The sequence below is a fragment of the Klebsiella sp. BIGb0132 genome (genome assembly GCF_024810075.1).
Classification (GTDB): domain Bacteria; phylum Pseudomonadota; class Gammaproteobacteria; order Enterobacterales; family Enterobacteriaceae; genus Klebsiella; species Klebsiella terrigena.
The window spans coordinates 285362-306596 of record NZ_JANUDW010000005.1 but is presented as its reverse complement, the minus strand read 5'-3'; the positions used below and the strand labels follow the sequence as shown (position 1 = coordinate 306596).

The 21235-nt window shown below is 59.8% G+C and carries 16 protein-coding genes; 9 read left to right on the top strand and 7 right to left on the bottom strand.

From position 1 onward, the window contains the following. The first annotated feature begins 5 nt into the window (after window positions 1-5). Window positions 6-848, top strand: coding sequence for a 23S rRNA (adenine(2030)-N(6))-methyltransferase RlmJ (locus tag M2416_RS16365; RefSeq protein WP_076946213.1), 843 nt, complete (start codon window positions 6-8; stop codon window positions 846-848). Window positions 849-919: 71 nt separating this feature from the next. Then, on the top strand, window positions 920-2272 hold the full coding sequence (gene gorA, locus M2416_RS16360; RefSeq protein WP_259225741.1) for a glutathione-disulfide reductase: 1353 nt from the start codon (window positions 920-922) through the stop codon (window positions 2270-2272). A 17-nt stretch (window positions 2273-2289) separates the two neighbouring features. On the opposite strand, the gene M2416_RS16355 is transcribed toward gorA, so the two are convergent. Together M2416_RS16355 and M2416_RS16350 are read right to left on the bottom strand one after the other, a co-directional pair. Next, window positions 2290-3423: a serine hydrolase domain-containing protein gene (locus M2416_RS16355; protein ID WP_076946214.1), complete on the bottom strand. Its 1134-nt coding sequence runs from the start codon at window positions 3421-3423 to the stop codon at window positions 2290-2292. A 212-nt stretch (window positions 3424-3635) separates the two neighbouring features. Continuing rightward, the gene (locus tag M2416_RS16350) at window positions 3636-4259 is read right to left on the bottom strand and encodes a glutathione S-transferase family protein (RefSeq protein WP_259225740.1); all 624 of its coding nucleotides are present in this window, start codon (window positions 4257-4259) and stop codon (window positions 3636-3638) included. A 216-nt stretch (window positions 4260-4475) separates the two neighbouring features. Here M2416_RS16350 and M2416_RS16345 point away from each other — a divergent pair, with 216 nt between their 5' ends. The 3 genes from M2416_RS16345 to M2416_RS16335 all read left to right on the top strand — a co-directional run bounded on the left by M2416_RS16345 (window position 4476) and on the right by M2416_RS16335 (window position 8152). Further along, complete coding sequence (locus tag M2416_RS16345; protein WP_259225738.1) at window positions 4476-5624, top strand: iron-containing alcohol dehydrogenase; 1149 nt, start codon at window positions 4476-4478, stop codon at window positions 5622-5624. Window positions 5625-5881: 257 nt separating this feature from the next. After that, the gene (locus tag M2416_RS16340) at window positions 5882-7534 is read left to right on the top strand and encodes an alpha,alpha-trehalase (RefSeq protein ID WP_259225737.1); all 1653 of its coding nucleotides are present in this window, start codon (window positions 5882-5884) and stop codon (window positions 7532-7534) included. Between the two features lie 69 nt (window positions 7535-7603). Beyond that, complete coding sequence (locus tag M2416_RS16335; RefSeq protein WP_045853941.1) at window positions 7604-8152, top strand: GNAT family N-acetyltransferase; 549 nt, start codon at window positions 7604-7606, stop codon at window positions 8150-8152. Between the two features lie 66 nt (window positions 8153-8218). Here the strand turns inward: M2416_RS16335 and M2416_RS16330 are convergent, their stop codons facing one another. After that, entirely contained in the window at window positions 8219-8977 is a 759-nt protein-coding gene (locus M2416_RS16330; protein ID WP_076946217.1) for an SDR family NAD(P)-dependent oxidoreductase, read from the bottom strand. Window positions 8978-9095: 118 nt separating this feature from the next. On the opposite strand from M2416_RS16330, the gene M2416_RS16325 reads away from it, so the two are divergent. The 3 genes from M2416_RS16325 (at window position 9096) to M2416_RS16315 (ending at window position 12739) form a co-directional block, all read left to right on the top strand. Next, window positions 9096-9995, top strand: coding sequence for a LysR family transcriptional regulator (locus M2416_RS16325; RefSeq protein ID WP_076946218.1), 900 nt, complete (start codon window positions 9096-9098; stop codon window positions 9993-9995). A 120-nt stretch (window positions 9996-10115) separates the two neighbouring features. After that, window positions 10116-11147: an inner membrane protein YhjD gene (gene yhjD, locus M2416_RS16320; protein ID WP_123552498.1), complete on the top strand. Its 1032-nt coding sequence runs from the start codon at window positions 10116-10118 to the stop codon at window positions 11145-11147. 269 nt (window positions 11148-11416) lie between these two features. Continuing rightward, window positions 11417-12739, top strand: coding sequence for an MFS transporter (locus tag M2416_RS16315; protein WP_041143117.1), 1323 nt, complete (start codon window positions 11417-11419; stop codon window positions 12737-12739). Between the two features lie 45 nt (window positions 12740-12784). Here the strand turns inward: M2416_RS16315 and M2416_RS16310 are convergent, their stop codons facing one another. Continuing rightward, window positions 12785-14836, bottom strand: coding sequence for an AsmA family protein (locus M2416_RS16310; protein ID WP_259225734.1), 2052 nt, complete (start codon window positions 14834-14836; stop codon window positions 12785-12787). A gap of 194 nt (window positions 14837-15030) precedes the next feature. On the opposite strand from M2416_RS16310, the gene kdgK reads away from it, so the two are divergent. Further along, a complete protein-coding gene (gene kdgK, locus M2416_RS16305) occupies window positions 15031-15960 on the top strand; it encodes a 2-dehydro-3-deoxygluconokinase (protein WP_076946220.1) in 930 nt (309 codons plus the stop codon). 58 nt (window positions 15961-16018) lie between these two features. Here the strand turns inward: kdgK and M2416_RS16300 are convergent, their stop codons facing one another. The 3 genes from M2416_RS16300 to hmsP all read right to left on the bottom strand — a co-directional run bounded on the left by M2416_RS16300 (window position 16019) and on the right by hmsP (window position 21193). Beyond that, window positions 16019-17524: a M16 family metallopeptidase gene (locus M2416_RS16300; RefSeq protein ID WP_259225733.1), complete on the bottom strand. Its 1506-nt coding sequence runs from the start codon at window positions 17522-17524 to the stop codon at window positions 16019-16021. Window positions 17525-17744: 220 nt separating this feature from the next. Then, window positions 17745-19031, bottom strand: coding sequence for a dicarboxylate/amino acid:cation symporter (locus M2416_RS16295; RefSeq protein WP_076946222.1), 1287 nt, complete (start codon window positions 19029-19031; stop codon window positions 17745-17747). 155 nt (window positions 19032-19186) lie between these two features. Continuing rightward, complete coding sequence (hmsP, locus tag M2416_RS16290; protein ID WP_259225732.1) at window positions 19187-21193, bottom strand: biofilm formation regulator HmsP; 2007 nt, start codon at window positions 21191-21193, stop codon at window positions 19187-19189. Window positions 21194-21235: the final 42 nt, after the last annotated feature.

Sequence of the window (21235 nt, the reverse complement as noted above, 5' to 3'; positions counted from 1 at the left end):
CATCCATGCTCAGTTATCGCCACAGCTTTCACGCAGGCAACCACGCCGACGTCCTCAAACACACCGTTCAGAGTCTGATCATTGAATCGCTGAAAGAGAAAGAGAAGCCGTTTCTCTATCTGGACACCCACGCCGGCGCAGGTCGCTACCATCTGAGCAGCGAGCACGCCGAGCGTACCGGTGAGTACATGGAAGGCATCGCCCGCATCTGGCAGCAGGATGACCTGCCGGCCGAGCTGGAGCCGTATATCTCCGTGGTTCAGCACTTCAACCGTAGCGGCCAACTGCGCTACTACCCTGGCTCCCCGCTGGTTGCCCGCCAGCTGCTGCGCGAGCAGGACAGCCTGCAGCTGACCGAGCTGCACCCGAGCGACTTCCCGCTGCTGCGCGCAGAGTTCCAGAAAGACGAACGCGCGCGCGTAGAAAAATCCGATGGCTATCAGCAGCTGAAGGCAAAGCTGCCGCCCGCCTCCCGTCGCGGTCTGATTCTGATTGACCCGCCGTACGAAATTAAAAGCGATTACCAGGCGGTGGTGACCGGCATTCATGAAGGCTACAAGCGCTTCGCGACCGGCACCTATGCGCTGTGGTATCCGGTGGTCCTTCGTGCGCAGATTAAGCGCATGATCAAGGAGTTAGAAGCAACCGGCATTCGTAAAATCATGCAGATTGAGCTTGCCGTGCGCCCGGACAGCGACCAGCGCGGCATGACCGCGTCGGGGATGATCGTGATCAACCCGCCGTGGAAGCTGGAACAGCAGATGAACAACGTTCTGCCGTGGCTGCACAAAAAGCTGGTTCCGACCGGCATCGGGCACGCAACGGTCAGCTGGATCGTCCCGGAGTAATCGCAGTCATCGGCGGAACCTATTGATTTACGGTATACAATCGCAGCATTCAGATATTAAGGATATGACTCATGAGCAAACATTATGACTACATTGCTATCGGCGGCGGCAGCGGCGGCATTGCCTCCATCAACCGCGCGGCGATGTACGGCCAGAAGTGCGCCCTGATTGAAGCGAAAGATCTGGGCGGCACCTGCGTTAACGTCGGCTGTGTACCGAAGAAAATAATGTGGCACGCGGCGCAGATCCGCGAGGCGATTCACCTGTACGGCCCGGACTACGGTTTCGATACCACCATTAACCACTTCGACTGGGACCGACTGGTTACCAGCCGCAGCGCCTACATCGACCGCATTCATACCTCCTACGACAACGTGCTGGGTAAAAATAAGGTCGACGTGATTAAGGGCTTCGCCCGCTTTATTGACGCCAAAACGGTGGAAGTCAACGGCGAAACCCTGACCGCCGATCATATCCTCATCGCCACCGGCGGCCGTCCGAGCCACCCGTCAATTCCGGGCGTAGAGTACGGCATCGACTCCAACGGCTTCTTCGAGCTGCCGGCGCTGCCGAAGCGCGTGGCGGTTGTCGGCGCGGGCTATATCGCGGTTGAGCTGGCGGGAGTGATTAACGGTCTTGGCGCCGAGACGCATCTGTTCGTGCGCAAGCACGCGCCGCTGCGCAGCTTCGATCCGCTGATTGTCGAGACGCTGGTTGAGGTGATGAACGCCGAAGGCCCGCAGCTGCATACCAACGCCATTCCGCAGTCGGTGGTGAAAAACGCCGACGGCAGCCTGACCCTGACCCTCGAAGATGGCCGCAGCCAGACCGTCGATTGCCTGATTTGGGCCATCGGCCGCCAGCCGGAGACCGATAACTTCAACCTCAAGGCCACCGGGGTGGAAACCAACGACAAAGGCTATATCGTCGTGGATAAGTTCCAGAACACCAGCGTGCCGGGGATCTACGCGGTGGGCGATAACACCGGCGCGGTCGAGCTGACGCCGGTCGCCGTTGCCGCCGGCCGCCGTCTCTCCGAGCGTCTGTTCAACAACAAGCCGGAAGAGCATCTGGACTACAGCAACATCCCGACCGTGGTCTTCAGCCACCCGCCAATCGGCACCGTCGGCTTAACCGAGCCGCAGGCTCGCGAGCAGTACGGCGACGAGGCGGTGAAGGTCTATAAATCGTCCTTTACCGCGATGTATACCGCCGTCACCTCGCACCGCCAGCCGTGCCGCATGAAGCTGGTCTGCGTCGGTCCGGAAGAGAAGATTGTCGGTATTCACGGCATCGGCTTCGGCATGGATGAAATGCTGCAGGGCTTTGCGGTCGCGCTGAAGATGGGCGCCACCAAGAAGGACTTCGACAACACCGTGGCGATTCACCCGACCGCCGCGGAAGAGTTCGTGACCATGCGCTAAACGTCAAGGCCCCGTACTCACGGGGCTTTTTTCAACGCCTCATGACGCAGTCGATAATCTGTTCCCGCCGCCTGATTTTGCAAAATCGCATGCCCGATGTAGTTACTCCAGTTAAAGCTATTTTGCAGCACCACCACCGCATTCTGGTTCGCTTTATCAAAGCCGATATAGCTGGAATAGCCGCCGATGTAGCCCACCTGATAGGTAATCTTCTGCCCGCCGATCGTATCGGTCACCCAGGCAATATTCGCCGCCTCCGTCTGCCGCGGATAGTAGTCGCCGCCAACGTCGGTGAAGGCTTTATCCAGCGCCGGATTGCCGGTCGGTGAAAAGTGAGCGCGGGCGTAAGCGATGAGGTCGCGGGCGTCGCTGTACAGATTTGCCGCCCCCACCATATTGTTGCTGAACTGCCAGTCCGGCGTCAGCGCACCGCGGGTTTTAAATTTCGGCTGATCCCCCGCATGCCCGAGGGCGCGCCGGGAGTATCCGCGCAGCGTTGACGGCACGAAGCTGGTGTTATGCAGGGCCAGCGGCTGGAAAATCATCCGCGACGCCAGCGCCTCAACGGATTCTCCGGTCTGATATTTGAGGATGTAGCCGAGAATGGCGTAGCCGAGATTGGAGTACTCAGGCTCGCGCACCAGCGGCGCGTTGAAGGTGCTGAGATAGCCCAGCGCGCCGTCGCCGTCGAGCTCGTGATAGAAGTTTTCCCCATCGCTCAGGTAGGCCAGCAGATGCTCCAGCGACAGCAGGTTCATTGGCTGGCGCGGCAGTCCGGAAGTGTGCGTCACCAGCTGCAGGAGCGTGATTTTTTTGGCATCGGCGCTTAGCCGGGTCTCCGGCGGCAGCAGCATGGCGAGCGTATCGTCCCAGTGCAGCCGCCCCTCATTGACCAGCAGGGTTATCACCTCTGCGGTTATCCCCTTGCTCAGCGAGCCGAGGGCAAAGAGCGTATCCGGGGTAATCGGGTAGCGATTTTTGGCATCGGTCACGCCGTAGCAGTGAAATTCCGCCGGGCCGTTATGACGGATCACCGCCACCACCACGCCGCTCACCTGCTTGCTCTGCATATAGTGGTTAACGAAGGTATCGACGGAGAGCCGATGCCCGTTTTGCCCTATCTGACTGGTTTCATCAGAAGGGACACTCATTTGCGAAAGCGTTCCGGAGCATCCGACAAGCAGCGCAGACGCCAGCAACACAGGGCTCAACCGCCTGCTCAAACCATACCTTCCTGCCGTACTTGCTACCGGGTGGATAAAAAAGGGACGCAGATCGTAACGGCAGACATCGGTGATTGCAAAGCGAATAGGCTGAATTTAACGTCCGCGGCGCGGTCAGTCTGGACTTTTTTATCCTGCCGTCACGCCATGCCGTTGTTACCGTGGCGCATAAACGCCGGGCGCTGGTTGAGCGCCATATACCAGTGCTCAACCGCCGGCAGTTCCGGGTGGGCAAAAGGGGTCATTTTCCAGCGGTGAACCGACAGGCCGAGCACGATATCCGCCAGCGTAAAATGATTACCCGTCATCCAGGCGCCGGTGCGTTGCAGCTGTGATTCAACGATGTGCACGCAGCGGGTCCATGTGGCAATGCTCTCTTTTAGCGCCGCCGGGTCCTGAAAGCGCGGGTCCTTACGCACCAGCCCCATAAACGCGTAGCGCCAGGCGTTGTTAAACTCCGTGGCCTGCCAGTCCATCCAGTGCTCGACTTCGGCTGCCGCCTGCGGCGCGGCGGGCAGCAGATCCTCCCGTCCGGCCTTGCGCGCCAGGTAGCGACAGATACTGTTCGACTCCCACAGGACAAAGTCGTCATCCAGCAGCACCGGCACCAGGCTGTTCGGGTTCAGCGCGCGGAACTCCGCGGTATCAATCGGCTGAAACCCGCTGCCATAATCCTCCTGCTGATACTCAAGGCCCGCTTCTTCGCAGGTCCACAGCGCTTTACGGACGTTAATTGACGAGCGTTTACCCAATATTGTTAGCATTGTCAGGGATTCCTTAACTGAAGAGACGTTTTATTCACCATACTCCATCGGCTACGCGAGTACAGCCAACAAAGAGTAGCCCGTCGGATAATGTGTCGATACTCGTCATGCTTCACGCTGCGTCCCGGTCACTTACCTGCGCTGCCGCCTTCCTGCAACGCGAATGATTTAGGTTATAGTGGATGCTTGCCTTTTTTGCCGATACAGGAGCCCGTGATGCTGACCCCCTTTAACGTTTTAACCCCGGGAAATATTCGTTTTGGTCGCGGCCTGGCGCCGAGCGCTGCGCCCTGGCTGGCCCAGCGCAGCGACAAGGTGCTGCTGGTGCACGGCGCCAGCCCGCAGCGGGCCGACTTTCTGCTGGCCGAACTTCGCGCCCACGCGCTGGAGGTGACGACCCTCTCCATCGTCCATGAGCCCGATCTGCTGGCGATCGAGCAGGGCGTACGCCTGGCGCGCGAAAGGGGCGTCGGAGCGGTGGTGAGCCTCGGGGGCGGCGCGGTGATCGACGCCGGGAAGGCCATCGCCGCGCTGGTGCCGGCATCCGGGGAGGTCATCGAATATCTGGAAGTGGTCGGCAGCGGCCGGCTACTGGAAGCGCATCCGCTGCCCTTTGTCGCCATCCCCACCACCTCCGGCACCGGCGCCGAGGTGACGAAAAACGCGGTGATTAACGTCGTGCAGCAGCAGCGTAAGGTCAGCCTGCGCGATGACCGGATGCTGCCGGACCTGGCGATCGTTGACCCGTCGCTTACCGATAACGCGCCGCGGGCGGTGACCCTGGGCTCCGGCCTCGATGCGATCGCCCAGCTTATCGAACCCTGGCTGTGCACCCGCGCCAACCCTTTTACCGACGCTCTGTGCCGGGAGGCGATCCCGCGCGGCATCAAGGCGCTGAAAACGCTAATGGCGAAAGAGTGCCCGCAGAGTCGCGATGAAATGGCGTGGGTCAGCCTGTGCGGCGGCCTGGCGCTGGCCAATGCCGGTCTCGGCGTTGTTCACGGCCTCGCGGGGCCGCTGGGCGGCCTGAGCAACGCTTCCCACGGCGCGCTGTGCGGCTGCCTGCTGCCCTTCGGCCTCGCGCTTAACGAATCGCTGGTCACCGATGAAGCCCTGCGCGGGCGCTTTAACGACCTGCGCCGCTGGCTGGCCGACGGGCTCAACGTGGATCCGGATACCGCCTGGGAGAGCCTGCACGAATGGAGCCGCGGCGCCGGGCTCGGCAATCTCAATGACCTTGGCGTGGCGCATCGGGTGCTTGAGCCCGCCGCGCTGGCCGCCAGCGGCTCGTCGTCGATGAAAGCTAACCCGGTCACGCTGAGCAGCGAGCAGCTGCTGGAGATGCTGGAAGCGGCGTGGGAGTAATCCCGCGCCTGCGCCATAAAATAAGATTTTGTTGCAAAACGATTGCTCTGAATTTTTCCGCGCGATTCAGAGCGCCACATCATAAATTAACGATAAAAATCAGTTGTTAATAAAAATACCGCCTTCAGGTATTTGCACAGAAGCGTGACCTGCCGCACAGTTTCCCCCACGAAAACCGAAGCGAATGACTAAGCTTAAAAGCCATGCCGGGAATATCCGGCGCCATTTAGCGACGCGATCCGGAGGTCCGTATCACTATGTCCAGCCAGACATTACGCAACGATAATAGCGATGAGTTAAAGATCGACGTCGATCTGCGCTACGAAGCCGATCCGTATGAGTTAAAACTGGACGAAATGTTCGACGCCGAACCGGAGCCAGAAATTATCGAGGGGCTGCCGGCGTCTGACGCCCTGACCCCGGCCGATCGCTACCTGGAGCTGTTCGCCCACGTGCAAAAATCGCGCATTTTCGCCGACAGCAAAACCTTCCCCGACTGTGCGCCAAAGCAGGACCCGCTGGATATTTTAATCCACTACCGGCGGGTGAGGCGCACCCCAGGGTTCGATCTGCGGCAGTTCGTCGAGGATCACTTCTGGCTACCGGATCATCGCGCGGAAGATTACGTTTCCGATCCTAAGCGATCCCTCAAGGAGCATATCGATCACCTCTGGCCGATCCTCACCCGCGAGCCGCAGGATCATATCCCGTGGTCGTCGCTGCTGGCGCTGCCGCAGTCGTATATTGTGCCCGGCGGACGCTTTAGCGAGACCTACTACTGGGACTCCTACTTCACGATGCTGGGGCTGGCGGAGAGCGGTCGCGAGGACCTGCTGAAGTGCATGGCGGACAACTTCGCGTGGATGATTGAAACCTACGGCCATATCCCTAACGGCAATCGCACCTACTACCTCAGCCGTTCGCAGCCACCGGTTTTCGCCCTGATGGTTGAGCTGTTTGAAGAGGACGGCGTGCGCGGCGCTCGCCGCTACCTTGAGCACCTGAAGATGGAGTACCGCTTCTGGATGGACGGCGCCGAGTCGCTGATCCCGAACCAGGCCTATCGCCACGCGGTGCGTATGCCGGACGGCTCGCTGCTCAACCGCTACTGGGACGATCGCGACACCCCGCGCGACGAGTCCTGGCGCGAAGATGTCGAAACGGCAAAGCACTCCGGCCGCCCGCCCAACGAGGTTTACCGTGACCTGCGCGCCGGCGCCGCCTCCGGCTGGGACTACTCCAGCCGCTGGCTGCGCGATATCACCCGTCTGGCGAGTATTCGCACCACCCAGTTTATCCCCATCGATTTGAACGCCTTTCTGTTCAAGCTCGAAAATACCATCGCCAATCTCTCCGGCGTTGAGGGCGATCGCGCAACGGAAGCCGCGTTTCGCCAGAAGGCCAGCGACCGTCGGGCGGCGGTGACCCGCTATTTGTGGGATGATGACAGCGGCTGCTTCCGCGACTACGACTGGCGCCGCGAGCAGCTGGCGCTCTTTTCGGCCGCCAGCATCGTGCCGCTGTACGTCGGAATGGCGACGCATGAACAGGCGGATCGCCTTGCCGACGCGGTGCGGGCTCGCCTGCTGACTCCTGGCGGCATTATGGCCACCGAGTATGAAAGCGGCGAACAGTGGGATAAGCCCAACGGCTGGGCGCCGCTGCAGTGGATGGCGGTGCAGGGCTTTAAAATGTACGGCCAGGACCCGCTCGGCGATGAGATAGCCCAAAGCTGGCTGCAAACGGTGAACCACTTCTACAAGCAGCATCATAAGCTGATTGAGAAGTACCATATTGCCAGCGGCGTCCCGCACGAGGGCGGCGGCGGTGAATACCCGCTGCAGGATGGTTTCGGCTGGACCAACGGCGTGGTGCGTCGGCTGATAGGCCTCTACGGCGAGCCATTATAACCAGGTGCTATTCCGGCGGAGAATGTCCTGCTATGGTCACGCTATCGACCTTTGCAGGAACTCCGATCTATGCCTGAACTGCTTACGCCACGGCTGCGCTGCTCGCCGCTGCAGCTGGATGACTGGTCCTTCTTTTTAGCCCTGCAGCGCGATCCGCAGGTGATGCTCTATATTGCCGATTCGCGCCCGCTCGCCGAGATCCGCGAAGCGTTTGATTCGCGCCTGTCGCCGTGGACGCCGGGCGCCAGGCACTGGCTGTGCCTGATCGTCCGCGATCGACAAACCCACGTGCCGCTCGGCATGACCGGCTACCGGCACCACGAGGACGACTGCGCTGAGGTCGGGTTTCTGTTCACTCCCCAGGCCCAGGGAAAAGGCTACGGCTACGAATCACTGCAGGCGCTGTGCGATTTTGCCTTTTCCGCAGGCGGCGTCCGTCGCCTGACCGCCACCGTCACCGCCGGCAACATCGCTTCGAAAAGCCTGCTGCAGAAAACCGGCTTTCTGCTGGAGGGCGAGCTGCGCGAATGCTACTGGCTCAACGGCCGCTGGCATAACGACTGGCTATTTGGCCTACTGCCGCGCGATTATCACCGGCCCGCCGCTGCGGCAGGCTAGCGCCGCCGGTAGCAGAATACGCCGCCGCGTCCGTTGCAGAGCCAATTGACGCGGCGGCCTCGCCGCTTACAGGAACATCCCGCCGGAAACCTCCACCCGCTGGGCGTTCATCCATTGCAGATCGTCGCTCAGCAGCGCCGCTATCGCGTCGCCGATATCGTCCGGCAGCCCTACCCGCCCCAGCGCCGTTTGCGCCGCAATATGCTGGTTTACCTGCGTATTATCGCGCACCACGCCACCGCCAAAGTCCGTCTCGATGGCTCCCGGTGCAATAATGTTCACCGAGATCCCGCGCGCGCCCAGCTCTTTTGCCTGGTAGCGGGTCAGTACCTCCATTGCCCCTTTCATTGCCGCATAGGCGGCGTAGCCCGGCAGCGCGAAACGGGCCAGCCCGCTTGAAACGTTGAGGATCCGCCCGCCGTCCTGCAGCAGCGGCAGCAGGCGCTGGGTCAGAAAGAACGGGCCTTTGAACTGGATATTCATCAGCTCGTCAAACTGCGCTTCGCTGGTCTGTGCAAAGGCGACGTTGATGCCGATCCCGGCGTTGTTTAATAAATAATCAAAGGTGCCGCGCTGCCAGCGCTGCTGCAGGAGCGTCTCCACCTCGAGAGCAAAGCTTTCGAAGCTTGACGTATCGGCGACGTTAAGCGCTAATGCCGCAGCTTTTACCCCTTTTTGTTCGATTTCAGCGACAACTTCCAGCGCCGCCTGGCGGTTGCTGTGGTAGGTGAGGATAATATCGGTTCCCTTCGCCGCCAGCTTCAGCGCCGCATTTTTTCCCAATCCACGGCTGCCGCCGGTCACTAAAGCAATACGTTGTGTCATCAGAAACCCCTTATCAGTTGCGTTTGCATCGTGAAAGAGCTTATTAGCTGACAGAAAAACAATAAATACGCTAAATTACGTTTTACTGTTTCCCTGGCAACAACAATAGGTCTCGGGTATGGATAAAATTCACGCAATGCAGCTGTTCATTCGCGTGGCGGAGCTGGAGAGCTTTTCCCGCGCCGCCGACACCCTGGGCCTGCCGAAAGGTAGCGTTTCGCGCCAGATCCAGGCGCTGGAAAGCCACCTCGGCGCCCGCCTTCTGCACCGCACCACCCGCCGGGTGCAGCTGACGCAGGACGGAATGGTCTACTACGAGCGCGCCAAAGACCTGCTGAGCAACCTCGATGAGCTGGACGGTATTTTCCAGCACGATCCCTCCAGCATCAGCGGACGACTGCGGGTAGATATGCCGGTCGGCGTGGCAAAAAAGCTGATCATTCCGCGGCTGCCGGCCTTTTTGCAGCAGTATCCGGGGATCGAGCTCGAGCTGAGCAGCAGCGACCGACTGGTTGACGTGATCCGCGAAGGTTTTGACTGCGTCGTCCGCGTCGGTACGCTGAAAGATTCCGGCCTGATCGCGCGTCCGCTGGGTAAGCTGACGCAAATTAACTGCGCCAGCCCGCAGTACCTGGCGCGCTTCGGCTATCCGCACTCTCTTGACGATCTCGGCGATCATGCCCTGATCCACTATGCCAGCACCCTTGGCGTTCGCCCGGCGGGTTTTGAGGTCGTCAGCGACGGCGCCGTGCGCTGGGTAAAAACCGGCGGCATACTGACCGTCAATAGCACCGAAACCTATCAGGCCGCCTGCCTCGCCGGGCTGGGCATTATTCAGGTTCCGCGCACCGGCGTTCGCGAAGCGCTGCGCACCGGGGAGCTGATAGAAATTCTGCCGCAATACCGCGCCGAACCGCTGCCGGTCTCGCTTATCTACCCACATCGGCGCAATCTTTCGCGTCGCGTCCACCTGTTTATGGAGTGGCTGGGTGGCGTGATGAAGGGCTACGTCGACTAGCGCACGGCGGGCCCGTTTCGCCAGAGTCAGGATGCGGGTTTACCGCTCCGCCGCCGCAACCGGCGTTTTGCGTATATAATTTTTGCTGAATCTCGCTGTAAAAAAAGGAAGAAATAACTGATGACACCGGAAAACGACGCGACACGCCCGGCCCAGGATCCGGGCCAGCAGCCGGAAAAGAGTAAAAGCACGCTGGCCGCCATCAACGAATCCGCCGTGGGACAGAAAGCGAACCAGGCGCTGAAAAGCGTGACCGGGACGGCGGAAAAGGTCCAGCGAAATCCGATTATTGCGCACCTGATCCGCGCGGCAGAGCGCTTTAACGACCGCCTGGGTAATCAGTTCGGCGCTGCCATCACCTACTTCTCGTTTCTGTCGATGATCCCGATACTGATGGTCTCCTTCGCCGCCGCCGGCTTTATCCTCACCTGGCATCCGACGCTGCTGCAGGACATCTTTGATAAAATCCTGCTCAACGTCAGCGATCCGACGCTGGCGGCGACGCTGAAGAACACCATTAATACCGCGGTTCAGCAGCGCACCACCGTCGGCCTGGTTGGGCTGCTGGTCGCGCTTTATTCCGGCATTAACTGGATGGGCAACCTGCGGGAAGCCATCCGCGCCCAGTCCCGCGACGTCTGGGAACGTACGCCGCAGGATCAGGAAAAGATCTGGGTAAAATACTTCCGCGACTTTATTTCGCTGATTGGCCTGCTGGTCGCCCTGATTATTACCCTCTCCATTACCTCTATTGCCGGCGCCGCGCAGCAGACCATCATCTCCGCGCTGTATCTCGACAATATTGAGTGGCTAAAACCGGCCTGGCGGCTGATTGGCCTGGCGATCTCGATTTTCGCCAACTACCTGCTGTTTTTCTGGATCTTCTGGCGCCTGCCGCGCCACCGTCCGCGGCGCAAAGCGCTGATACGCGGCACGATGATTGCGGCAATCGGCTTTGAGGTGATTAAAATCGTCATGACCTGGACGCTACCGGCGCTGGTGAAGTCGCCGTCGGGCGCCGCGTTTGGCTCCGTTTTAGGGCTGATGGCCTTTTTCTATTTCTTCGCGCGCCTGACCCTGTTCTGCGCGGCGTGGATTGCCACCGCCGAGTATAAAGACGACCGCCGGATGCCGGGGAAAACCCACGATTGATGCCGTATCGGGCTGAACGGAGAGGTATCATTCAGCCCGATCCATCATTTCAGCAGATAAATCCAACGTGTAACTTTTATTTAACCTAAACCTGGTTTTATCTGCCATTATTTTATTTATGTGAAGCATTTCATAGAAGTTATTTTTCAGGCACAAAAATTATCCGCTTTTTGCCCGTTTTTTGGCCTCTCCCGCCCCTTGTTACAGATTGAAATGTCGCTTTTGCTGTGGCTATATGGCTTTTCGTTCGCTAAAAATAAGAAAGATCTATGCAAGCCACAGCCACCACGCTCGACAAGGCGCAGGAAACCGCACCGGTTAACTCGCGCAATAAGGTCGTCGTTGCCTCACTCATCGGCACCGCCATTGAGTTCTTCGACTTCTACATCTACGCCACCGCCGCGGTTATCGTGTTTCCGCATATCTTCTTCCCGCAGGGCGACCCGGCCGCCGCGACGCTACAGTCGCTGGCAACCTTCGCCATTGCCTTCGTCGCGCGTCCGATTGGTTCAGCGCTGTTCGGCCACTTCGGCGATCGCGTCGGTCGTAAGGTGACGCTGGTCGCCTCGCTGCTGACCATGGGGATCTCTACCGTGGTGATCGGCCTGCTGCCCGGCTATGAGAGCATTGGCATTCTGGCTCCGATGCTGCTGGCGCTGGCGCGCTTTGGTCAGGGGCTTGGCCTTGGCGGTGAATGGGGCGGCGCAGCCCTGCTGGCCACCGAGAACGCCCCGCCGCGTAAACGCGCGCTGTACGGCTCCTTCCCGCAGCTGGGCGCGCCGATCGGCTTCTTCTTCGCTAACGGCACCTTCCTGCTGCTCTCCTGGCTGCTGACCGACCAGCAGTTTATGGAATGGGGCTGGCGCGTGCCGTTTATCTTCTCCGCCGTGCTGGTGATTATCGGGCTCTACGTCCGCGTTTCGCTGCATGAAACGCCGGTCTTTGCCAAAATCGCCGCGGCGAAGAAACAGGTAAAAATCCCGCTGGGGACGCTGCTGACTAAGCACGTGCGGGTGACCGTGCTCGGCACCTTCATCATGCTGGCCACCTATACCCTGTTCTATATCATGACCGTCTACTCCATGACCTTCAGCACCGGCGCTGCGCCAGTGGGCCTCGGTCTGCCGCGTAATGAAGTGCTGTGGATGCTGATGATGGCGGTGATTGGCTTTGGCGTGATGGTGCCGATTGCCGGCCTGCTGGCGGACGCGTTTGGCCGTCGTAAGAGCATGATCGTCATTACCTCAATGATTATTCTCTTTGCCCTGTTCGCCTTTAAACCGCTGCTGGGTTCCGGTCAGCCGGTGCTGGTCTTCGCGTTTCTGCTGCTCGGCTTGAGCCTGATGGGGCTGACCTTCGGTCCGATGGGCGCCCTGCTGCCGGAGCTGTTCCCGACGGAAGTACGCTACACCGGCGCATCGTTCTCTTATAACGTCTCGTCGATTCTTGGCGCCTCCGTCGCGCCGTATATTGCCGCCTGGCTGCAGGGCAACTACGGCCTGACGGCGGTAGGACTCTACCTGGCGTCGATGGCCGCGCTGACGCTGATTGCGCTGCTGCTGACCCACGAAACTCGCCACCAGTCGCTGTAATCCTTTGCTGCCCGGCGCGCCGCGCCGGGCAGCTCTTCTCCGAATCTACTTTTTCATCTGCGATAAAATCGTCTGACACTGGTTGGCTTCGCCCTCCGCCGGCGATACCAGCGCCAGCAGCGCCGCAGCCGGAGTGACCAGCGTTGCCAGCGCGGCCGCTACCGCACCGCGGGCGATCAGCGGCCCCACCTTCACTCCGGCGTCCGGGGATTTAAACGTGCCGCGCACGTACAGCGGCGAGCGCAGGGTAATTATGCGCAGCCCCTTGCTTTCGGGGTCGATGGTTAAGTCGAGCTGCTCCGAGGCGAAGCTGGCGGTCCCGGTGACGTTAATCAGCGCATTTTCGGTATCAAAGGCAAAGATCTGCGGCCGCGCGACGCCATTAACCACGTCAACGTTGGCCGCCGCGCAGTTTACCCGCACCTCGTCGTCGCCAAAGATCTGCCCGATAAGATAGTTACCGACGTTCAGCCCCAGAATTTCCATCAGGTTTCGGCTAATCAGGCCATCGTTCATCAGCAGCTTGATATTGCCGTTGCTGTTGCCCAGCAGCGCCGCCACCGAGTTACCGGTGCCGCGCAGCTGCATATCGCCGTTCATCTCGCCGAGGGTCTTCTGCATCATCTCCACGTTCGGCATCAGCGCCTTGAGCTTCAGGCGCCTGGCCTGCAGGTTAGCGGTGCCCTGCAGCGGCTTTTTATCGCCCTGCAGATGCAGGCTGCCGGCGATCGTGCCGTTGGCGAGGCCAAAGCGCAGCGGCTGCAGGCGCAGGTCGCCGCGCTCAAGGATAACGTGGGTGCTGAGGTCGCTAATCGGTAGCGTGCCGCCGTGCTCAATTCGCCGCCCCTTGAAGCGAACATCGGCATCCATCAGCTGCCACTTGTCGGTCTCAAAGCGATCGTAAGGCAGGACTTTCCCGGCCGGCTGCGGCGTAGCTTCGCCTTTACGCTGCTCGGTTTTGCTCGCCTTACTCCCGGCGTTCACGCCAATCAGAGGCCCGAGGTCCGCCAGACGCAGCTGGCGGGATTCAACGTCGCCCTCCAGCTTCGGGCGCGGCTTGCCGGTGGCGTAGGTCAGGGAGCCGTGTATGTCGCTTTCGCCGATCCGGCCATTGAAATCGCGGTAGCTAAAGCGCGACCCGCCCTGCTGATTGAAGGTCGCCCGCAGGCGTCCGTCGGTGGAGAACGCCGGCGTATCCGGCAGGACGATTCCGGTAAGATCGTATAAATCCCCCAGCGAATCGCCGGAGAACTTCAGGCGTAAATCGACGCCGCCCAGGCTCAGCGGGTCGTTCACCGTCCCGCTAAAGGCCACCCGGGTATTGCCGGAGCGGAAGTCGCCCTGCAGCGGGAACGGCGTCCCTTCGCTGCGCAGCGCCAGCATGCCGCCAATTTTACCGCTGCCGGAGAGCGGCTGGTCACGATAGCTCCCCTTAGCCGTCAGCCCAAAAACGTAGTCCGCCACCTTCTTTGGCGCCTCTTTGCCTTCCGTGCCGGTGACCTCGCTAAACGGCAGCGGTTTGCCCAGCGGATCGACCGTCAGGGTAATATCGGCGCGCGTCACCTTGTCGCTAATGGCAATCCGTCCGCGATCGAAGAGGATGTTATCCAGCCGGAAAGACCACTCCGATGGCGCGGCCCGGCTGGCCGCAGCGTCGTCCGACCCGAGGGTAAAGGTCCAGTTATTGCTTTTCTCGGAGAGCCTGATCAGCCTGGCATCGGGCTGCTGCAGCTTAATCCACGGCAGATAGACCGTTTTGCTCAGCAGCGACAGCGGCGCCAGCGTGGCTTCGACGCGCGGCAGGTGCACCATCGTGACCTGGGGAATATCAGGTGGGTTGCCGAGGACAATATCTTCGGCATGGACGTGAGGCCAGGGCACCCAGCTTCGCCAGCCCCGCTCGTCGCGCTGGCGCTCCCAGACCACGCCGAGGTCGCCGCGAATGGCAAATGGCCGGTTCAGCTCGGCGGACACCTTCTGGTTAATCGTGGGCTTCAGGCGGTTCCAGTCGAAGGTCGCCAGTACGATGAAAAATAGAACGATAAGTAGCGCTATCGTTCCCGAGATAATAGCAATCGTTTTGCGGGTTGTGGTCATACCCTCTCAGCTCCTTTGCTCCTCGTCAGTCCTGAATATAGTTGAAAAGCGCATCTTTCTCCGACAAATGCGCCTTTCGTCACATTACGCGCCTGATGTCAAAAAAATAATGGAACGATGTTTTAATATAGTTGACCATAAAAACGACGCGGCGCACACTAGCGCCAATCCCGATTCAATCCCAGGTCATGATGATGTCTAAAAAAATTGCCGTTATCGGCGAATGTATGATTGAGCTGTCAGAGAAAAACGCGGCGGTAAACCGTGGATTTGGCGGCGATACCTTAAATACCTCGGTCTACATTGCGCGTCAGACCGACGCCAGCGCGCTCGCCGTGCACTACGTTACCGCGCTTGGGACGGACGCCTTCAGCCAGCAGATGCTGGAATCCTGGCAGGCCGAGGAGGTCAAAACCGATCTTATCCAGCGTATGGCCGATCGTTTACCGGGGCTCTACTACATCGAAACCGACGATACCGGCGAGCGGACGTTTTACTACTGGCGCAACGAAGCGGCGGCAAAATTCTGGCTGGAGAGCGAACAGTCTGCCGCGATCTGCGAAGAGCTGGCGACCTTTGACTACCTCTATCTCAGCGGAATTAGCCTCGCTATTCTCAGCCCGCAGAGCCGCGAGAAGCTGCTTACGCTGCTGTGCGAATGCCGCGCTAACGGCGGGCAGGTGATTTTCGACAACAACTACCGCCCGCGCCTGTGGGCCAGCAAAGAAGAGACGCAGCAGGTTTATCAGCAAATGCTGACCTGCACCGATATCGCCTTCCTGACGCTGGATGACGAAGATGCGCTATGGGGTGAAAAACCGGTAACAGAGGTGATTGCCCGCACGCATGCCGCCGGCGTCAAAGAGGTGGTGGTAAAACGCGGAGCCGACTCGTGCCTGGTGTCGATTGTCGGCGAGCCGCAGCAGGAGATCCCTGCCGTGAAGCTGCCGAAAGAGAAGGTGGTTGATACCACTGCCGCCGGCGATTCATTCAGCGCCGGCTACCTCGCCGTGCGCCTGACCGGCGGTGACGCCCGGTCCGCAGCCGCCCGCGGGCACCTGACCGCCAGCACGGTCATTCAGTATCGCGGGGCGATTATTCCGCGCGAAGCGATGCCGCAGTAACCTTCGCCCGGGCTGCGCCATCAGCGCCGCAGCCCGGGAAGAGCCTCGTCAACCGAACCTACTGGGCGGGGGGAATATCCGTCGCGTCGCTGCGCGCCTCGGCAGCCTCGCCGCTTCCGGCCGTCGCCGTCGTCGCCGTTGGCGCAGGCACCATCAGCTTCTCCCACGTCGCCTTCAGATCCTTCATGTTATATTCCGGCTCGCCCTGCGGCTGCTGCAGCACCAGCGCCATATCCTGCGACAGCTGCTGACGCAGATACTGATTCAGCATATCGACGGTCAGAGAATCAAGAAACTCCTGACGCAGCTTCTGATACTGCTCCGGCGCGATATCCACCACCTGATTCTGCAGCGAGCGGATGCGCTGGCTGATCAGAATATCGGTATCGGTACGCGCGTAGGTGGCGAAGAGCTTTTGCAGCTCGAGCTTTTTCTGCGCAATCAGGGTATCGAACTCATCCTGCGGTAAGCCGTTATCGCGGACCTTCGCCAGCTCGCGGGACACCGCAATCAGGTTCGCATTGAGCTTGTTGCCCGGCGATTCAATGTTGATCGCGCACTGGGCGCGCTGGTACAGCACCCGGCAATCAAAGCCGAGGTTCACGTCTTTGATATTGTTTTTGCTCAGGTTCTGCTGCACGTGCCAGAACAGCGCCTCGCGGGCCAGATCGTCGCGCCAGTAGTGCTGCAGCGCCACCGAATCGCGAATAGGCTGCCACGGAGCGTCCCACATGATCGACAGCTTATCCTGACGTACGGTATCGGTCATGATGCTCACCGGCGTCGTCGGCAGCGGAGCCAGCGTCGGCACCGCGGCCGGCGTTTCTCGTTTGCCCTTCAGCTCGCCGAAGTTTTTGTTGATCTGCTCCGCTACGTTACGGCTATCAACGTTGCCCACGACGATCAGCGTCATGGCGTCAGGGGTGTACCATTTCTGATAAAACTCTTTCAGCTGCGCAACGTCGACCGGGGTTTTCAGCGGCGCGGCGGGGTCATGCCCCAGCATGGTGGAACCTTTCAGCCGGTAGCGCCACCAGCCCTCTTTGGTATCCAGCGGCCAGGTCGCGACCATATCGCCGCCCTGCAGGGCGTGATTCACCGCTTCAGGCGTCACCGTTAGCTTCCCGCTGGCGTCGGCCAGCCAGCTCAGCGCCTCTTTCAGCAGGTCGTTGCGGTTATTCGGCAGGCTGAGGTTAAACATGGTGTAGCTATAGGAGACGATCGCCGGCGGTAGCGGACGATTCGGATCGATGCTCTGCTGCCACAGGGAGCGCGCCTGCATCGTCGGAAGGCTGCCGCTCTGCGTTAAGGCCAGGCGGGGAATAAAGTGGCTAAAACCGCTCTGCTGAGTGCTTTCACTCAGCGAGCCAATATTGACGAACAGGCGGACTTCAATACGATCGCTAGGACGCTGCGGAGTGGCTAAAACCTGCCACTGAAGTCCGTTGGCGAGAGTCCCCTGTTGCCAGGCCGGGTCCGGCTGGAGCGCTTCTGCTTGCACATAACCGGCCGCTGCCATCATCAGCAAACCACCCGTTAAGAGTTGAATTTTTGTGCCCTGCATGTGAACCCCTGATGAACATTCCTGGTTACAAAAGCAGCCCGCTGGAGGGCTGCCAAAAAATATGGTGAGTAAGTACGTCGGTTAGACCACGCGGAGAGGAAAATGTCGCACGGAGACGTAAAATAATCATTTAGTATCACTCCCCAACCCCGGGGAGCGATACCTAATTATGCGCAGGAGCCCGGAGTCCAGCAAGGGACAACGGGCCTAACAGATGGATTTAAGAGGATAATTCGTGCGATTTGTTCGCCGGAGTGCGGTTATTGAGGACATCATCCAGCTGTTGGGAATCCAGCTCTTTCACCCATTTCGCCACCACGATAGTCGCCACGCCGTTGCCCACGAGGTTGGTCAGCGCGCGCGCTTCAGACATAAAGCGGTCGATACCGAGAATCAGCGCCAGGCCGGCAACCGGTAGATGGCCCACGGCAGAAATGGTGGCCGCCAGGACGATAAAACCGCTGCCGGTGACGCCGGCGGCACCTTTCGAGGAGAGCAGCAGCACCACCAGCAGCGTTATCTGGTGGAAAATATCCATATGGCTGTTGGTCGCCTGGGCGATAAATACCGCCGCCATCGTCAGGTAGATGGAGGTGCCGTCGAGGTTGAACGAGTAGCCGGTGGGGATCACCAGACCCACTACCGATTTGCGACAGCCCAGCTTCTCCATCTTGTCCAGCATGCGCGGCAGCGCCGATTCGGACGAGGAGGTCCCGAGAACAATCAGCAGCTCTTCGCGGATATAGCGGATGAATTTAAAGATGCTAAAGCCGGTGATCCGCGCGATGGTGCCCAGCACCACCACCACAAACAGAATACAGGTAATGTAGAAGCAGACGATCAGCTGGCCCAGCTGCACGAGGGTCCCGACGCCGTATTTGCCGATGGTAAAGGCCATGGCCCCGAAGGCGCCAATCGGCGCGAGGCGCATAATCATGTTGATGATGCCGAAGATCACCTGCGAGAAGCTTTCGATAACGTTAAAAATCAGCTGGCCCTTGCTGCCCAGACGGTGCAGGGCAAAACCAAACAGCACCGCAAACATCAGCACCTGCAGGATGTTACCGCTGGCGAAAGCGCCGATCACGCTGCCGGGAATAATATCCAGCAGGAAGGCGACAATGCCCTGATCTTTTGCCTGCTCGGCGTAGACCGCCACCGCCTTCGCATCAAGGGTGGCCGGATCGACGTTCATGCCGCCGCCGGGTTGCACCACGTTGACGATGATAAGCCCGATAATCAGCGCGAGGGTACTGACAACTTCAAAATAGAGCAGCGCTACCGCACCGGTACGGCCAACGGCCTTCATGCTTTCCATCCCGGCAATCCCCGTCACGACGGTGCAGAAGATAACCGGTGCAATAACCATTTTAATCAGTTTAACGAAGGCGTCGCCGAGGGGTTTCATCTGCGCGCCCAGTTCCGGGTAGAAATGGCCCAGCAGAATACCGATCGCAATGGCCGACAAAACCTGAAAATAGAGGCTTTTGAAGAGAGAGGTTTTCATAGGGTGTCCTTTGGGTATAACCACAGACCGGGAAGGGTTATAGGTCGTCTGTGGCTTAAAAGTAACACCAGGGAAACATTTCAGAAATAACTAAGCGCGAAATTGCAACGGAATTGTTAAAAACTTAGAGCTGACTCGCACAAGTCAGCCTCCCGTTACAGGCTTGCACCCTCTTCATTCACCGACAAAAACTGCGCCGCAAACGCCTCCTGCGGTAAGGCGCAACCGAAGAGGTAGCCCTGACCGATATCGACGCCGGCCTCCTGCAGCCACCGGTGCTGCTCCTCTCTCTCAACGCCTTCCGCCACAATGCGCAGGTTAAGGCCACGCGCCAGCTGAATAATCGCCGGCACCATGCTGGTATCTTCGGGCAACATATCGATGAAGGCCTTATCGATTTTCAGGATATCGACCGGCAGCGACTTCATATGCTGGAGCTGGCGCAACCCGGCGTAACCCATGCCAAAATCATCGAGGGCAATGCGTACCCCCGCTTCGCGCAGCGGGCGCAGCAGGGAGACGACCATCTGCGGATCGTCCAACCGGCGGCTTTCGGTAATTTCGACGATCAGCGTGCCCGGCGCAATGCGATAGCGCGAGAGCAGGGTCAGCATCTCTGCGCCCCGGTCGTGATGCAGCAGCTGCAGCAGCGACACGTTCACCGATAGCGGCAGCATAATGCCCTGGCTTTGCCATGCCGCAAGCTGGCGACAGGCCTCTTCCATCACCCAGTAGCCAACCGGGACAATCAGCCCGCAGGCCTCAATGCGTTCAATCAGATCCGGCGGCAGCAGCCAGCTGCCGTCCTCCTGGCGCTGGCGCAGCAGCACCTCCGCGCCGCACACTTCGCCGCTGGCGATATTCACCTGCGGCTGCAGCCAGATGGCGAAACGCTGATTCTCCAGCGCCGCCAGAATATCATGCTCCTCCATCAGCCGGCGCTGGGCCTTCTCCATCTGCTGCGGATCGAAGAACTCAATCTGGTTTTTACCTTTGCGCCGCGCGGCGACGGCAGCGGAAACCGCGCGTCGGTAGAGCTGCTCCGCGCTCAGCTCGCCGTTAAACATCGCAATTCCGACGCTGGCGCAGGGGCGAAGCTGGATGCCGTGCAGCGGCAGACGCTCGCTGATTGCAGTGAGCACTTGCTTACTTAACGTCACCGCCTGCCAGGACTCGGTAATGCCGTTGGCCAGAATCGCAAAGTCATAGCCGCTGACCTGCGCCAGCACCATGCGCGAAGGGATGATTGACCGCAGCTTTTCCACCAACGTCAGCAGCAGTATTTCGCGCTGGGCCTCCTTCAGGACGCCGGCGGTGTCCTGCAGCGTTTCGCAGGCGACCACCAGCAGCGCCGAGGTTTGCGGGCGGGCCACCGCCTGCTCGAGCAGCGCCATCAGGAAGGCCTTATTCGGCAGGTCGGAGACCGGGAAGCGGGTGGACTGTAAAGAGAGCTCATCGTACCGGCGCAGCAGGGTTTGCTGGTTGCGATTGTAGCTGCGCACCAGCATGCCTATCTCATCATCGTGATGCAGCCGCGGCAGGGTCAGCTGATGCCCGAGACGCTCCTGCTGCGGAACGTCGTTAAGTTCACGCGCCACCTTACGCAGCGGACGGACGATCAGCCGATTGATGCACCAGGTGATCGCCACCGTCAGAACCAGCACCAGCAGAAAGTAAGCAGTCACTAACGTAGAAAGCGTACTCATCACGAATTTATACATCCGGTATGAGTCGGCCTGCAGCACCAGATAGGCAAGCGGCTGCGGGTTCGCGGGGCGTTCCTGGGAGTAGATCGGCAGCGATATCTGTACCGGCAGCTCAAACATGCGGGTAATCATCACCGGAACCGGGCGCTCGGGGATAAAGCGCATCCGCAGCGCCTGGAACTGGTTCGGCAGCACCACGTCCGCCCGGCTGACGATGCCGGCGGGCTGGATACGACCGAGAATGGCTTCCGCCTCAGGAATATCCGCCTTCAGGATCGCCGCAGAGAGCGGCTCGCGAACGGAACGGGCGATGCTTTCTAACTGCGTGGCCGTAGTAAAGCGACTCTGTTGCACAAAGTGAAAGAGTAAAATAGAGCAAAAGACCAATACAAATGCCATGGACACGCTTGCGACCATCGCCATCTGTTTAATTGTAAGTGAGCGGCTGACGCGCAACTGTGTTCTCCACTGATACTGAATACTGTCCGGATTTCGTCC